The organism is Nisaea nitritireducens (assembly GCF_014904795.1).
Taxonomy (GTDB): Bacteria; Pseudomonadota; Alphaproteobacteria; order Thalassobaculales; family Thalassobaculaceae; genus Nisaea; species Nisaea nitritireducens.
On the sequence record NZ_JACZFS010000006.1, the window covers coordinates 12865 to 28207 of the forward strand.

Sequence of the window (15343 nt, forward strand, 5' to 3'; positions counted from 1 at the left end):
GAAACGGGCTGTGCGAAACGGTCACGCCGCATGATTTCGTGAGCTTTCAAGACTAACTGTTGCCAGCTTTTTCGTCGGTTTTAGCGGCGGCAAGCTGCTCTGTTTTGAAAACCGCATCTGTCAAATTCGCCCGGGTGAGATCTGCGCCTGAGAGATCTGCACCAGAAAGATCTGCTCCGGCTAGGTTTGCACTCTGCAGGTCGGCATCCTTAAGATTTGCATTCACCAGTTTGGTGCCCGAGAGGTTGGCGGGCCACTTCCGCCCGGTGAGTTGGCCTTTCTGATCCTTCAGGTCGACTGGCGCGATCACGGCATTCGAAAGGTCCGCATCGGTCAGGTCCGCATTTGCGAGGTTGATGCCTTCGAGGGTTGCACCGCTCAGGTTGGCCCCTTTCAGATTGGTGTTGGACAAATCAGACATCACCAGGAGCACATTCGATAGATTGGCTCCGCTCATATTGGCCCCGTGCAGGTCCGCGCCCGACAGGTTGACTGCCGCGAGGTCAATGAAACTGAGGTCGGCACTCTTGAGGATCGCGCGGTCGCCCAGACGCCCGTCTTCCCGGATCCAGACATAATGCATGTTCAGAACCTCGCGGACCTCGAAAGGCAGCGAGTCCTCGTTACGCACCATATTGGCGCCCGTCACGTCCGCTCCGGAAAGGTCGCAGCCGTCCAGATTGGCTCCTGACAGATTGGCGTGCTTCAAAATTGTGTTGTCGAGCAGGGCACCGGACAGATTGGCGTCCTGCAGGTCTGCGCCGGAGAGATCGGCCTCGACCAGTACGCAGCCGGAAAGATCGGCGCCCTTAAGGTCGGCCTTGCGCAGGTTCACCCCGGACAGATTGGCACCGGCCAGCTGCGCACCGGCCATACTGGCATTCGGCATGGCCGAGTAGCTTAGGTCAGCGCCTTGCTGGTTCGAGGTGGGCCCGTCCCGTTGACCCTCATCGTCGTCCGTGCCGAACATCAGTGTTCCGCCGCGAAAATCAGCGCCGACAAGATTGGCGCCCTTGAAGGCGACATTGCGAATGGACGCGCCACGAAGGTCGGCGTTCTGCAGATCAGCATCCCGCAGATCGGCGCCATCCAGAACGGCGCAGAACAAGTCCGTATGGCTTAGATTACTGCCGGATAGGATGGTTTTCTGCAGATTGGCGCCAGACATTTTGGCGGATTTCAGGTTCACTTTTTCGAGCGTGAAGCCGGACAGGTTCGCACGCGCCAGATTTGCCCGCGACCCGCTATGGGCACGGCTCAGCCATTTCTCGTGTTCGTCCAGGATATTCGCGATTTCCTGAGGCGTCATTTCAGTGATCCGTAACCATGATCAAGACGCTCGTTCAGGAGCGTTCGTAAAGTTGTGTAAATATCCACGCGGAACAATAGCCTTCGGAAGGCATATGTGGAAGCGCCAAGAGTTAAGTTCCGGCAAACGAGAACTAAGCATTCCCGAATGGAACTGCGTATTTACTGCTCGATGTTAATGTAGGTAAAATTTACTAAAAAATTCCAGGCATTTTTCAAAATGTTCAGGATTTTTTAACCATCCTATCCATATGGCCTCACTCGGCGGCCTGATCGGCTGATTGGTCGGCCCGGTTCTTGGAGGATATGTCTGGGGATTGTTTTCCGGGTTCCACGAGACCGAGACAGAGCGACAACAAGGGCGGGATGATCGCGAGCGTCAGCACGGCCGAAAGGGAAAGGCCGCCGATCACAACGGAGCCGAGGCCACGATAAAGTTCCGATCCGGCGCCGGGGAACACGACCAGTGGAAGCATTCCGAGGACACTGGTCAGTGTCGACATGAAGATCGGCCGGATACGGTTTCGGGTTGCCTCGATGATCGCGGCGCCGGAGTCCATGCCGTCTTCGCGGATATGATGCAGGGTCTGGTGCACCAGCAGGATCGCATTGTTCACCACAATCCCGATCAGGATGACGAAGCCGAGCAGGGTCAGCATGTCGAGATTCTGGCGGATGAAAAGATTGAGGGTGGCCAGTCCGACCACGCCGCCGGCTGTGGCCAGCGGTACCGAGAAAATGATCACCAGAGGATAGAAGAAACTTTCGAACAGCACGGCCATGACCAGATAGACGATGACCAGTGCCATCACCAGGTCGAGCACCATCTCGTTCCAGGTTTGCGCCAGTTTATCCGCCGTGCCGGACATGCGGATGCTGACGCCCGGTGGCAGGCCTGCTTCTTCCATCGGCCTGATAACCTCGTCCCGCATCTTGTTCAGCGCTGCCTCAAGCGGCATGCCGGAAGGTGGGGAGACGACAAGAGTGATGGTCCGCTCGCGCCCGACATGACGGATCTCGGTCGGGCCGGTGGTCACCACCACGCTGGCGAGGGAACCTGCCGGGACGATCTTGCCCTCGCTGGTGACGACAGGCAGGTCGGCGATGCCCTGGGTCTCCAGAATATGATCCTCAAGACCGGTCAGGGTAAGGTCGATACGTTCGCCCTGTACGGTTATCTCGGCCACCCGGATACCATCGTTGTACGCATCGACCGTAAAGCCGAGATCGCGTGCGGTTACGCCATTGTCGGCAAGAAGCGTGCGGTCGGGCACGACGCGCACTTCCGGTGCGCCGAGCGACAGGGATGGTAGCGGGCGTATCTGCGTGCCTTCGTCTCGGGGAAAAGCCTGGCCGACCCTGAAGAAGGTTTTCTGGGCGATTCCGGTCAGTTCTTCGAGTGCTCCGCCGGAAATGTCGAGATCGATTGAATTCGTTCCACCGACGTCGCGTCCGAACAGAGAGCTCTGACGGAAGAACCCGAAGGTTCCCGGCTCCGTGAAAAGCGAGCGCCGGAGCACCGGTATCAGCTCTTTGGCCCGGGTCGGGTCGGCGGCCGCGGCGCCGACGATGACATTGGCCCGGAAAGCGACGAAGAAGAACCGCGACATGGTCGGGTTTCCGTCTTCGGTAACTTTTCGTGTCTCGTCGAAGTCCCAGATTGGCTTTGTCGCGTTCTCAAGCTTGGTGGCAATCTCGGCCATGGTATCGAGGTTGTAGCCTGGCGGCGGCTTGACGAAGCCGATGATCAAATTCCGATTGCCTTCCGGCAGATAGTCGAGCTCCGGGAGCATGGCCCAGGTCGCCGCAATGCTACCGACGGTCATGCCGCCGATAACAAAGAGGGCGAGGACGCGGTTTTTCACCACGGCGCGGGTCTGCTTCATGACGAGGGTAAGGAAAGTATGGGCAAAGGCATCGATCAGCGGAATGGGCCGGGTTGTGCTCAGATCGCCGATCTCGTTCTTCAGCAGCCGACTGGCCAGGGCCGGAACGACTGTCGCTGAAACCACCAACGACAGGCAGACCGCGACAGAGATGGCGACCGCGATATCCCGGAACAACTGGCCGACTTCCAGTTCCATCACCAGGATCGGGATGAACACCATGACCGTGGTCAGCGAGGACACAAGCACCGCTCCCCAGACCTGCTGGGCTCCTCGGTAGGAGGCTTCGTTCGGGTCATGGCCGAGTTGACGCAGACGGAATATGTTTTCCAGAACGACGATTGCTGCATCCACCACCATGCCGACGGCGAAGGCTATCCCGGCCAGCGAGATAACGTTGATGGAACGGCCCAGGGCCGCCATGGCGACGAACGAGCCTATGACGGAAACCGGGATCGCCAGGCTGACCACAAGCGTGGCATTGCCGCTGCGCAGGAAGAGATAGAGTACCAGTGCGGCCAGAATGCCTCCGACCCAGATGTTCTGGCGTACCAGTTCAATCGAGGAGTCGATATAGGTGGTCTCGTCATAGACCTGAATCATCTTCAGGCCGCGCGCGGCGAGATATCCCTTGTTCAATTCCGCGATGGCTCGGCGGACCTCGGTCATCACCTCGATCACGTTGGCGCCGGTTTCCCGGTACATCGGCACCGCGAGCGCCGGCGTGCCGAACTGCCTGATACGCGCGACAGGGTCCTTGTGGCCCATGTTCACCGTGGCAACGTCCGAGACGGTGACGCGGGCAACCCGTCCGGAGACCGAATCCTCGATGGAGCGCAGCACGACACCGCGTACATTCTCCATGCTCTCGAAGTCGCCTTCCGTGCGGACCACGTAGCGGCGCTTGCCCTCGTCGATAGCCCCTGCGGAGATCGATGCATTGGCAGAGCGCAGGGAAGCAAGCACGTCCGGAATGGTGAGCTGATACTGGGCGAGCAATTGCGGATCGACTTCCACCCGCATCTCGCGCTCGGCACCGCCATAGACGCGCGCTTCGCCGATCCCTGAAATCCGTTCAATCCGGGTTTTGACGTAATCCTCGGCGAAATCGCCATATGTGTGGATCGGTGTTTCATTGCCGTCTTCGCGCAGGATTACGGCCCAGGCGATGGCATTGTCTTCTGAGCCAGCCGTCTGGAAGGTCGGCTCGTCCACTTCATCCGGATAATTGCCGACCCGGTCCAGCCGGTTGGAGACGAGCAGCAGCGCCTTGTCCATGTCGGTGCCGGGGGAGAATTCCAGCGTGATCCGGCCGCGTCCGTCCTCGGAGCTGGAAATCATGGATTCCAGTGCTTCGATGCCGCGCAGCTCGTCTTCCTGGCGGTTGACGACTTCGCGCTCGATCTCGGCGGGGGCCGCCCCGGTCCAGTGAGTTGTGATGGTAATCACCGGCCGGTTTACATCGGGAGCAAGCTGGATCGGGATGCTCTGCAGGGCGACGATGCCGAACATCACGATCATCATGACGATGGCCAGCACCGCGACGGGCCGCTGGATCGAATACCGGATCAGCGTGTCCATCGGCTCAGCCCTTGGCCTGAACGGCTACCGGCTCACCTGGCCGCAGACGCTCGTTACCCTTGATCACGACGACTTCGCCCACGGCGAGGCCATCTGTCACTTCAAACCGGGAGCCGAGGGATTCGCCGATCGTGACCTGCCTTATCTCGACCTTGCCTTCGCGCACGACATAGACCCGCGGCTGGCGGCCATCCAGCAGCAGGGCATCTTTATGGACGCTTATGATCTGGCGCACCGCGCCGATGGGAATATGCACGGTGACGCTCTGGTTTTCGGCAATTTGCGCGGAGCCTTCCGGCAGGCTCGCCGCAAATCGGACTGCCCGACTGCGGGTGCGCGGATTTTCCTCGGGGATGATGGCTCTCATCTTGACGGAGAGCTCCTGCCCGTTTTGCAGCACGGCTTTGACCGGAAGGCCGGGATGCAGGCCGGCGAGCCTCTGTGCCGGAACATCGGCCTCGATTTCCAGATCCTTGTCATTCATCAGGGTGACGATGGCTTCGCCTGCCTGGACATAGTCACCCGCGACAACGTGGCGAGCCAGGATCACGCCAGGATAGGGCGCGCGGATCGAGGCATCGGCGAGGGCGATTTCAGCCAGGTTCAATTCGGCCCGCGCCCGTTCGGTTTCCGCCTCGGCCTCCGTCAGACTGGCGATCGCAGCTTCAAGGTCGCGCGCCGCGTCTTCGAGAGCGTTCTTCCGAAAGGCATTGGAGCCGCGCAACTGTTCGGTTCGTGCCAGGGCCTGTTGGGCTTTGGCGCGGTTGGCGGTTGCCCGCTCGCGCTGTGCTTCCGCCTTTTTCAGCTCCGATGCGCGAAGTTGACGTTCTGCCCTCAGCCGATTGTTGGAAAGTCGGGCCAGTAAGGCGCCTTTTTCGACCCGGTCTCCGGCACGGACGGAAATATCGGCAACCCGTTCGGAAATCCGGGTCGCTACCGGACCGATCTCGATGGCAACGAAACGTGCTGTAAACGGAGTCGTCTGGGTCAGTGTCTCCTCGATAACCTTGTCGACCTCCACGGGGCTCGCTTTTCCCTGCGCTTGCGCCGAAGCGGGCATACCTACGGCCAGAAAAGAGGCAAATCCCGCGAGAACAAGGCCGCGGGACAGGTTCATCAGTATGTTTGGCATTTAGCGCACGCCTTCTGACGCCAATAAGTCACGAGATCCGCGTCGGTGAAATCAGGACTGGTTGCTCTGGAGATAGTGGAGGTCCTTACTATTTTGCCGGGTATCTCTGGCAACCGCAAACAAATCTAAAACGGACCATTTGCCGAACCCGGCAAGTTGATGCTGGATGGAGCTCCGGCCTTCTTGGTAAGAACGAAGGACGAGATAAAAACCGTCGCTGGTGACCGGAAAAAGTTGGGGAGGATCGACGTGGGGACAATTCTGTATACCCATGCGGATAGTTTTGGACATGACCCGGGACGGATGCATCCGGAACATCCGGCACGCCTGAAAGCCGTGCTGACGGCTTTGTCCGCCGAGGAGTTCAACGGGCTTGAGCGTCGGGAGTCGCCGAAAGCCACGGTCGATCAGGTCGCCAGGGCACATCCTCGCGATTATGTGGAAGCGATCCTGGAAGCGGTCCCCGAGACCGGCGAGCGGTCGATTGACGGGGACACTGTGATGTCGCCCGGCACCGGCGATGCCATTCTGCGCAGCTCCGGGGCCGTATGCGCCGCTGTCGATGCCGTGCTCGGCGGGGAGGCGCAGAATGCGTTCTGTGCGATGCGCCCGCCGGGACACCATGCCGAGCCGCGTACGCCCATGGGATTCTGTTTCTTCAATCAGGTTGCAGTCGGAGCCGAGCATGCCCGCGCGGCGCACGGGCTTCGGCGCGTCGCGATTGTCGATTTCGATGTGCATCACGGCAATGGCACGCAGGCGATCTTCGAAGCTGATGGCGGTGTGTTCTATGCATCGACCCATCAGTCGCCGCTGTTCCCGGGCACCGGCCACCAGAGCGAACGCGGTGTCGGCAATATCGTGAACGTTCCCTTGCCGCCGATGTCCGGCAGCGAACAGTTCAGGGCGGCCATCACTGAAATCATTTCTCCGGCCCTGATCGAGTTTCAGCCTGAACTGCTGATGATCTCTGCCGGATTCGATGCTCATATTGACGATCCTCTGGCCTCACTCTGCCTGACGGAAGAGGATTTCGCCTGGGTCACAGAGGAGCTGATGCGGGTGGCCGATCTCGTCTGCGACGGCAAGATCGTTTCCACACTTGAAGGCGGCTATGACCTTGAGGCATTGGCCGCGTCGACGGCGGCTCACGTGCGCACTTTGATGACTGCCGACTGACATCGAAAAGCGCGCGGGGCTCCCTTGTATCGGGGGCGTCGCGCGCCTATTGTCGGGCACTGGCCTGAAGGAGACCGACGTGAGCGAGACACCATCCCCAGAAATCAAAGGCCTCAGCTTTGAAGAGGCGCTGACGCAACTCGAAGAGATCGTTGGCAAGCTCGAATCCGGAAGCGGGACTTTGGATGACGCCATCAATGCCTACGCGCGCGGCGCGGAGCTGAAGTCCCATTGCCAGAAGAAGCTGGACGAAGCGCGCATGAAGGTCGAAAAGATCCGGAAATCGGATGCCGATGGCGCTGTCTCTGCCGAGCCGTTTGAAGCCTGAGCTGACAACTCTCCCGACATTTATCAGGATTACTGCCGCATATGACCCAGCTTGAAGACGCGATGGCGACCACCGCGCGCGAGATTGCGCGGGTAATGGATTTCCTGCTGCCTAAGCCGGACGACGCCGAAGCACGGGTTTTTCAGGCCATGCGCTATTCCTGCCTCGGTGGCGGCAAGCGTTTGCGTCCGTTCATCGTTACGCAGTCGGCCAAATTGTTCGCTGTTGATGAACGGTGCGCCCTCCGGGTCGGCGCGGCTGTCGAGTTCCTGCATTGTTACTCGCTGATCCATGACGATCTGCCTGCGATGGATGACAGCGATCTGCGCCGGGGACGGCCGAGCTGCCACAAGAAATTCGACGAGGCGACCGCCATCCTTGCTGGTGATGGCTTGCAGGCGCTGGCATTCGAGGTTCTGGCGGCCGAGGAGACCAGTTCGGACGCCTTCGTTCGGGCCAAACTGGTGTCCGAGCTTGCGAAAGCCGCGGGCGGAGAAGGCATGGTCGGTGGGCAGATGATCGACCTGCTGGCCGAAGAACAGGAGCTCGATATCGGCGCCATCACCCGCTTGCAGCGGATGAAGACCGGCGAGATTTTCGCCTTTGCGGCCACGTCCGGCGCGATCATGGGGCATGCGTCCCAGCGTCATATTCATGCTCTGCATTCCTTCGCCCAGGAACTGGGGCTCGCCTTCCAGATCGCCGACGATCTGCTTGACGAAACTGGCGATTCCAACACGACGGGCAAGCCTGTCGGCCAGGACGGTGCGGCCGGAAAGGCGACGTTCGTTTCCGTTCTCGGTGTCGAACGGGCCCGGTCGCAGGCCCGGCTGCTGGCAGAGCAGGCGGCGCGCGCCCTTGATTTATTCGGTGAGCGCGCAGACCTTCTGAAACAGGTAGCCGCTTACGTGGTCGACCGCACGCACTGAGCCCCAGGGCTGAATTGGACCTATGACCGAACGTAGAACTCCGATGTTGGACAGAGTCACCCTACCGGCTGACTCCCGCACGCTGACCGATGCGCAGCTCAAGCAACTCGCCGACGATCTGCGTCGGGAGACCATTGATGCCGTTTCGGTCACTGGCGGTCATCTCGGGGCTGGACTTGGTGTCGTCGAGCTCACGGTCGCCATCCACAATGTCTTCGAGACACCGCGCGACAAGGTGATCTGGGATGTCGGCCATCAGGCCTATCCGCACAAGATCCTGACCGGCCGCCGGGATCGTATCCGTACCCTGCGTCAGGCTGGCGGTCTGTCCGGGTTCACCCGGCGCTCGGAGAGTGAATACGATCCGTTCGGTGCTGCGCACAGCTCGACCTCGATCTCCGCCGGTCTCGGTATGGCCGTGGCGCGCGACCTGAAGGGCGACGATTTCAATGTCGTCGCGGTGATCGGTGACGGCGCAATGAGCGCCGGCATGGCCTACGAGGCGATGAACAATGCGGGATCGCAGAAGAGCCGGATGATAGTGGTGCTGAACGACAACGACATGTCGATCGCGCCGCCGGTGGGCGCTCTCAGCGCTCATCTCTCGCAGCTTATTTCCTCCAAGCCCTATAGCAGCATGCGGGAACTGGCGAAGCAGATCGCCCAGCATCTGCCGAAGCCCATGGAAGAAACGGCACGCAAGGCCGAGGAATTCGCCCGCGGCATGGTGACCGGCGGGACGCTGTTCGAGGAACTTGGCTTCTACTATGTCGGCCCGGTGGACGGACACAATCTGGACCATCTGCTGCCCGTGCTGCGCAATGTCCGGGACATGAAGCGGGACCGGCCGGTGCTGCTCCATGTCGTCACGGAAAAGGGCCGGGGCCATCCGTTCGGTGTGCAGGCGGCGGACAAGTATCACGCCGTGCCGAAATTCGACGTGGTGACGGGCGAAGTGAAGAAGCCGGTCTCGAACGCGCCGAATTATACGTCGGTTTTCGCTGACTCGCTGATCAAGGAAGCCGAGGCGGATGACCGTATCGTTGCGGTGACGGCAGCGATGCCGTCCGGCACCGGGATCGACAAGTTCTCAAAGGCCTTCCCGGAGCGCAGCTTCGACGTTGGTATTGCCGAACAGCACGCTGTCACCTTCGCTGCCGGTATGGCCTGCGAGGGCATGAAGCCGTTTGTGGCGATCTATTCGACCTTCCTGCAGCGCGGCTATGACCAGGTCGTTCATGACGTGGCGATCCAGAAGCTGCCGGTGCGCTTTGCCATTGACCGGGCCGGGCTGGTCGGCGCCGATGGCGCGACCCATGCCGGGGCATTCGATCTCGCCTATCTGGGCTGTCTGCCGGACTTCGTTCTGATGGCGCCATCGGATGAGGCCGAGCTGACGCATATGGTGGCGACGGCTGCCGCCATAGATGACCGGCCGAGCGCCTTCCGTTTTCCGCGAGGTGAAGGTGTCGGGGTGGAATTGCCAGCGCGCGGCGATGTGCTGGAGATTGGCAAAGGCCGCATTGTCCGCGAAGGCTCGAATGTTGCGCTGCTTTCTCTCGGCTGCCGTCTTCAGGAATGTCTCACTGCGGCGGATGATCTGGCTGCGCGCGGCCTATCCGCCACCGTGGCCGATGCCCGGTTCGCCAAACCGATCGACCGGGATCTGCTGCGCCGCCTCGCGTCTGAGCATGAGGTTCTTGTCTGTATCGAGGAAGGCAGTATCGGCGGCTTTGCCAGCCAGGTGCTGCACGCACTGGCCGAAGACGGCTTGTTGGAATCCGGCCTGAAGGTACGGCCGATGGTGCTACCTGACCGTTTCCTCGATCATGACTCGCCAGAGCGGCAATATCACGAAGCCGGGCTCGACGCGGCCGCTATCGTGACGACGGTTCTTGGCGCACTCGGCGTCGATCGGGCTTCGGCGCCGGTTCGCGCCTGACCGGTCATGGCGTCGGAACGTCTCGACCTTGCCTTGGTGGAGCGCGGTCTCGCCGAAAGCCGCAGCCGGGCGCGCCACCTGATTGAGGCGGGGCAGGTGACGGTCGACGGTGTCACCGTGATCAAACCGGCGGCAAAAACAAACGAAGCCCAGACTATCAAGCTTGATGACGGGGCGCTCAAATGGGCGTCGCGCGCCGGACTGAAACTTGAGCATGCGCTCGATCTTTTCAGGATCGATCCGGCCGGGGCTGTTTGCCTCGACATAGGGGCATCGACTGGCGGTTTCACCGATGTATTGCTGGACCGTGGGGCACTCCGTGTGCATGCGGTCGATGTCGGACACGGTCAATTGATTCCGCGCCTGGCCGAGGATGAGCGGGTTCATGTCTACGAACGTCTGAACGCACGTCATCTCCAGCCCGAGACGATTGGAGAGTCGGTAGGACTGGTGGTGTCGGACGTCAGTTTCATCTCTCTCAGGCTGGCACTACCGATGGCGCTGGCCTGCGCTGCACCGGGCGCCCGGCTGGTAGCGCTGGTGAAACCACAATTTGAGGTCGGGGCGGCCCGTATTGGCAAGGGCGGTATTGTCCGGGATGAGACGGCGCGGGCCGATGCCCTTCGCGATGTTATAGGATGGCTCGAAAACGATGCCGGTTGGACCCTGTTTGGCCAGGCGGAATCGCCGATATTCGGAAATGATGGAAATCAGGAATTTCTAATTGCGGCGCAAAAACCGTGATAGGCTCGACGCTCTGAATAATTGGCGGTGTCGATGACAGAAGAAAACCGCGAAAGTTCTGACGCGAAATCACAGTCTCGCCGCTCGAAGAATGCGGATGTGGAGGCCTATGATCCGGCCTGCCTCCGGTTCAGCGAGATACTGGCGTATGGGCTCGGCTCAAGCGGACGATCCTGGTTGGACTCGGTGCGCAAGGGCGACGATCACGAGGATGCCGGGCTTGCGGAACGCGCCCAATCCCGGGTCGAAGAGCGCGATATCCGGCGCCAGCGGAATATCGAGACTATTTTTTCTCTCGCCCTGACCATGCTCAAGAGCGAGACGCCGCAGGATGGGCATGTGGACCCGGATTGGTGCGTACGCTTTATCGAGGCGGCGTCCGATTGCGGCGACAAGGCCGGTCAGGAAATGTGGGCCGCGCTGCTCACTCTGGAAGCCGAGGAAAGCGGAACGGTTCCGCAGGTCACCTTCCGGGTCATGAGCACGCTCAATCGCAAAATGATCCGCTGGGTCGCCATCCTGGCGAAGTTTCGGATCAACAATTTCCTGGTGAGGCTTTCCGATGAATTCTTCGGTGAGCGCGAACTGACCGGAGACTGTATTCTGCTGCTTGAGGAATACGGCCTGCTCAGGACCAACCGCGACCTCAGCAAGGTCTTCTCATCGCAGAAGACGGACAGTTTCTCGACCAACCTGCTCTATGCCGACAAGGTTGTCCGGGTCAGCCACGACGATCCGGCGGCGGACCTGACATTACCGTGCTACCGCCTGAGCGAAGCCGGCACGGCTCTTGTCCGGGCGGCGGGCAGGCTCTCCCATGTTGAAGCGGATCTCGATTATCTGCTGGAGATCGTCAAGCTGGTCGAAGCTGAAGGCTATACGGTGGCGCAAGCCGACATCCTGTCGCGCGCTTCGGAAACTGTTGTTGCCAAGCATTCGCCGTTCTGCGAACTGCGCACGCTTAAACGCTGATTTTATGGACCGGTAAAAAGACGGGCGGTGCCTTGGCACCGCCCGCTCATGCAGCCAAACGCTAAGAGGCTCTATGCCGTCTGGCTGCGGGCACCGGCTTCGGTTTCGACGATGGTCAGCGCGCGGCAGAGCAGTTTCGCTTCTTGCGCGCTGAGTTTCGCATGACGGGAAAGGCGGCGAAGTTGCTCGGCCGCATCCTTGAGGCCGGCATATTTCGCCGGAGCTTCTGCGAACTCTCCGGCATGGTTATGGCTCCGGGTTTGGTACCGGGCGTAGTCTTTCCAAATGGCGACATCGTGGGTCAGGCCGCCGGCGCCGTTCAAGAACAAATGCATCGCGTGTTCCATAACTTTTCCTCACTTGTCAGTTGCTGGAGATAACTCGCTGTTGCCTCCGAATATCGGCTTTCAGCATGCAAAGGACAAATGATTGATTTTCACCTATTATGTTAGATATATTTACATATTATGAGCAGGCAACTTCCCCCTCTTACAGCCCTTCGGGCCTTCGAGGCTGCGGCCCGTCTGGGCGGTGTCTCGAAGGCGGCGGACGAGCTGCACGTCACCCATGCGGCGATCAGTCACCAGATCCGCGCGCTTGAAGACTGGTTCGGGCTTTCACTCTTCGATCGGGCCGGTCGGCAGATCCGGTTGACCGAGGCAGGCGCCAAGCTGCTTTCGCCTGTCTCAGCGGCTTTCGACGGTATTGCTGTAGCTGTTGAGCTGGTCTGCGAGGATGCCAACCAAAAGGTTCTGACCGTTTCCGCCGCGCCCTCTGTCGCCTACAAGCTGTTGGTTCCGCGTCTCAGCTCCTTTGCGGCCATGGAACCGGATGTCGAAGTGCATCTGCATCACTCCGTGACCCTGTCCAATTTCGTGTCGGACGGTGTCGATGTGGCAGTGCGTTTTGGCCGGGGGAACTGGCCGGGGACAGTCTCAAAACGGATTATTGAGGGCTATGCGCAGCCTTTTGCCAGCCCGAGCCTGCTTCAGCGCGCCGGTTACACGCTGGATGACCTGCCTCTGACGCCGGAACAGATTGCCGCCCTGCCTCTGCATCACGAGGATTCGACGGAATTCTGGCGGACCTGGTTCGAGAAGGCCGGCGCACCGGGACTCCGGTTCCGAAGCGGCGCGGTTTTCCATGACGCGGCCTCTATCCTGAATGTTGCCGTTGCCGGGCAGGGGGTGGTTCTGGCGCGGCCGGCTTTGGCCGAGTCGGAGCTTTGCAGCGGCATGCTGGTTGCTCTCTCGGATGTGAAAATCGAGGAAGATGCCGGGTACTATGTAGTTTATCCGCGCTCGAAATCATCCGATCCTCTGATCCGCTCATTCGAGGCCTGGGTAATTGCCGAACTCGCCCAACCAGGCGGGGGAGCGTCATATTCGGACAAGGCGCTCGCGCCATAACCTGACCCACGTCAATTGCCGTTAGTGCCCATTTTGGGCGCGCGAGATCGAGATAATGTCGCAAAGCGGACATTGGGCCGATTTGCGCTCACTCATCCTGTGGGACAACAATAGATAGCAAAGAGAGCACGTGAAAAACGACGTGCCGGTCCGGGATCTATTCCGGATACAGACTTTGACTTCAATGAATCCGGCCCGCCGCGATGACGGCGGGAGCCATGGGAGGCATTATGAGCGAAGTAGCAGACCGTACCCCTGACGGGGATGCGAATGTAATCGATACAGAATACGAAATCGGCCAGCACAATATCCAACCGAAGATCGGCCGGTTCGGGATGGACATCCATAATCCGGTGTTCGCCATTTCGGCCGGCGGCATTATCCTGCTGGTTTTTTATGCGTTGGCTCTGCCGACGGAAGCAGCCGCATTTTTCGGTTGGCTGCGGCCGACGCTGACCTCCAGCTTTGACTGGTTTTTCCTGGCGGCGGGTAACGTCTTCGTCCTTCTGACACTGGCGCTGATCGTCTCGCCACTCGGCAAGATCAGGCTCGGGGGGACCGAGGCAAAGCCCGACTATACCTACACCGGCTGGTTCTCGATGCTGTTCGCCGCGGGCATGGGCATCGGGTTGATGTTCTATGGCGTGTCGGAACCGATCTCGCACTTTTCTTCGTCCGTCGCGGACGGTGCCGGCTCGCCCGAGAGCTGGGCACCACTTGCCGGTGCGGCCGGCGATCCGGCAGAAGCCCACCGGCTTGGCATGGCGGCGACGATCTTCCATTGGGGACTGCATCCGTGGGCGATTTATGCCGTTGTGGCGCTGTCTCTGGCGTTGTTCTCGTATAACAAGGGCCTGCCGCTCAGCATCCGGTCGATCTTCTATCCGATTTTCGGAGAGCGGGTCTGGGGATGGACAGGACACGCCATCGATACGCTGGCGGTTTTCGCGACCCTGTTCGGGCTGGCGACATCGCTCGGGATCGGTGCGGAGCAGGCCATTGCGGGTCTTAACTTCCTGTTCGATATTCCGGTGACCGACACGTCGAAGGTTGTGTTGATATCCGGCATTACCGTCCTCGCGCTGATATCGGTTGTGGCCGGCCTCGAAGCTGGAGTTAAGAGGCTCTCCGAGATCAATATGGTGCTGGCGATTCTGCTGCTTGGCTTCGTCATCATCGTCGGTCCGACCCTGGCCATTGCCACAGGATTCTTCGCGAACCTGCTGGCCTATGTCGAATACCTGCCGGCGCTGTCAAACCCGTTCGGGCGGTCTGATGCGAACTTCTCCCAGGGTTGGACTTCGTTCTACTGGGCCTGGTGGATTTCCTGGTCACCGTTCGTCGGCATGTTCATCGCTCGGGTCAGCCGGGGCCGGACCGTGCGCGAGTTCCTGATCTGCGTGCTGATCATCCCGTCCGTCGTTTCCGTGCTCTGGATGACGGCATTCGGCGGAACGGCACTGTCCCTCTTGCAGGCCGGTCATCAGGAGATCGCGGATGCGGGGCTCGAACTGAAGCTGTTCACCATGCTGGGACAGCTGCCGCTGCACAGCATTACGTCATTTATCGGCATCGTGCTGGTGATCGTGTTCTTCGTCACCTCGTCCGACTCAGGCTCGCTGGTGATCGACACCATCACGGCCGGCGGCAAGGTCGACGCGCCGGTGCCGCAGCGGGTGTTCTGGGCGACCTTTGAAGGCATGGTCGCTGTAGCCCTGCTGCTCGGCGGCGGTCTCGGCGCTCTTCAGGCGGCGTCGGTCTCGACCGGGCTGCCCTTTGCGGTGGTCCTGCTGCTGGGCTGTGTCTCGCTGGTGAAGGGGCTTATGAGCGAGCCGCGTAGCTGATCGTTATCTTTTTGCCGCCGGACCTGCTTGCAGGTCCGGCGGGTCTCTCGTTGGATCAAGCCCGCGTCGGTTCGACCAGAAGCTGGGGG

The 15343-nt window shown here is 60.4% G+C and carries 12 protein-coding genes; 8 read left to right on the forward strand and 4 right to left on the reverse strand.

Annotation, left to right across the window (positions count from 1 at the left end; all coding sequences use genetic code 11):
- Positions 1–52 precede the first annotated feature (52 nt).
- From IG629_RS00830 to IG629_RS00840, 3 genes are all read right to left on the reverse strand, one after another.
- The gene (locus IG629_RS00830) at positions 53–1309 is read right to left on the reverse strand and encodes a pentapeptide repeat-containing protein (protein ID WP_193170102.1); all 1257 of its coding nucleotides are present in this window, start codon (positions 1307–1309) and stop codon (positions 53–55) included.
- Between the two features lie 256 nt (positions 1310–1565).
- Positions 1566–4775 carry an efflux RND transporter permease subunit gene (locus tag IG629_RS00835; RefSeq protein WP_193170103.1) on the reverse strand — a complete coding sequence of 1070 codons (3210 nt, stop codon included), beginning with the start codon at positions 4773–4775 and terminating at the stop codon, positions 1566–1568.
- Between the two features lie 4 nt (positions 4776–4779).
- Positions 4780–5907 (reverse strand): efflux RND transporter periplasmic adaptor subunit, encoded by a 1128-nt coding sequence (locus IG629_RS00840; protein ID WP_193170104.1) that lies wholly within the window; start codon positions 5905–5907, stop codon positions 4780–4782.
- Between the two features lie 249 nt (positions 5908–6156).
- Between IG629_RS00840 and IG629_RS00845 the strand changes: the two genes are divergently transcribed.
- From IG629_RS00845 to IG629_RS00870, 6 genes are all read left to right on the forward strand, one after another.
- Positions 6157–7086 carry a histone deacetylase family protein gene (locus tag IG629_RS00845; RefSeq protein WP_193170105.1) on the forward strand — a complete coding sequence of 310 codons (930 nt, stop codon included), beginning with the start codon at positions 6157–6159 and terminating at the stop codon, positions 7084–7086.
- Positions 7087–7165: 79 nt separating this feature from the next.
- Entirely contained in the window at positions 7166–7414 is a 249-nt protein-coding gene (locus IG629_RS00850) for an exodeoxyribonuclease VII small subunit (RefSeq protein WP_193170106.1), read from the forward strand.
- A 41-nt stretch (positions 7415–7455) separates the two neighbouring features.
- The gene (locus IG629_RS00855) at positions 7456–8343 is read left to right on the forward strand and encodes a polyprenyl synthetase family protein (RefSeq protein WP_193170107.1); all 888 of its coding nucleotides are present in this window, start codon (positions 7456–7458) and stop codon (positions 8341–8343) included.
- 22 nt (positions 8344–8365) lie between these two features.
- Positions 8366–10285 (forward strand): 1-deoxy-D-xylulose-5-phosphate synthase, encoded by a 1920-nt coding sequence (dxs, locus tag IG629_RS00860; protein WP_193170108.1) that lies wholly within the window; start codon positions 8366–8368, stop codon positions 10283–10285.
- 6 nt (positions 10286–10291) lie between these two features.
- Positions 10292–11029: a TlyA family RNA methyltransferase gene (locus tag IG629_RS00865; RefSeq protein ID WP_193170109.1), complete on the forward strand. Its 738-nt coding sequence runs from the start codon at positions 10292–10294 to the stop codon at positions 11027–11029.
- Positions 11030–11062: 33 nt separating this feature from the next.
- Positions 11063–12001: a DUF2806 domain-containing protein gene (locus IG629_RS00870; protein WP_193170110.1), complete on the forward strand. Its 939-nt coding sequence runs from the start codon at positions 11063–11065 to the stop codon at positions 11999–12001.
- A 71-nt stretch (positions 12002–12072) separates the two neighbouring features.
- Here the strand turns inward: IG629_RS00870 and IG629_RS00875 are convergent, their stop codons facing one another.
- Positions 12073–12336 carry a hypothetical protein gene (locus IG629_RS00875; RefSeq protein ID WP_193170111.1) on the reverse strand — a complete coding sequence of 88 codons (264 nt, stop codon included), beginning with the start codon at positions 12334–12336 and terminating at the stop codon, positions 12073–12075.
- Positions 12337–12468: 132 nt separating this feature from the next.
- Here IG629_RS00875 and gcvA point away from each other — a divergent pair, with 132 nt between their 5' ends.
- Both gcvA and IG629_RS00885 read left to right on the forward strand, forming a co-directional pair.
- Positions 12469–13410, forward strand: coding sequence for a transcriptional regulator GcvA (gene gcvA, locus IG629_RS00880; RefSeq protein ID WP_193170112.1), 942 nt, complete (start codon positions 12469–12471; stop codon positions 13408–13410).
- 230 nt (positions 13411–13640) lie between these two features.
- Entirely contained in the window at positions 13641–15254 is a 1614-nt protein-coding gene (locus tag IG629_RS00885) for a BCCT family transporter (protein WP_193170113.1), read from the forward strand.
- Positions 15255–15343: the final 89 nt, after the last annotated feature.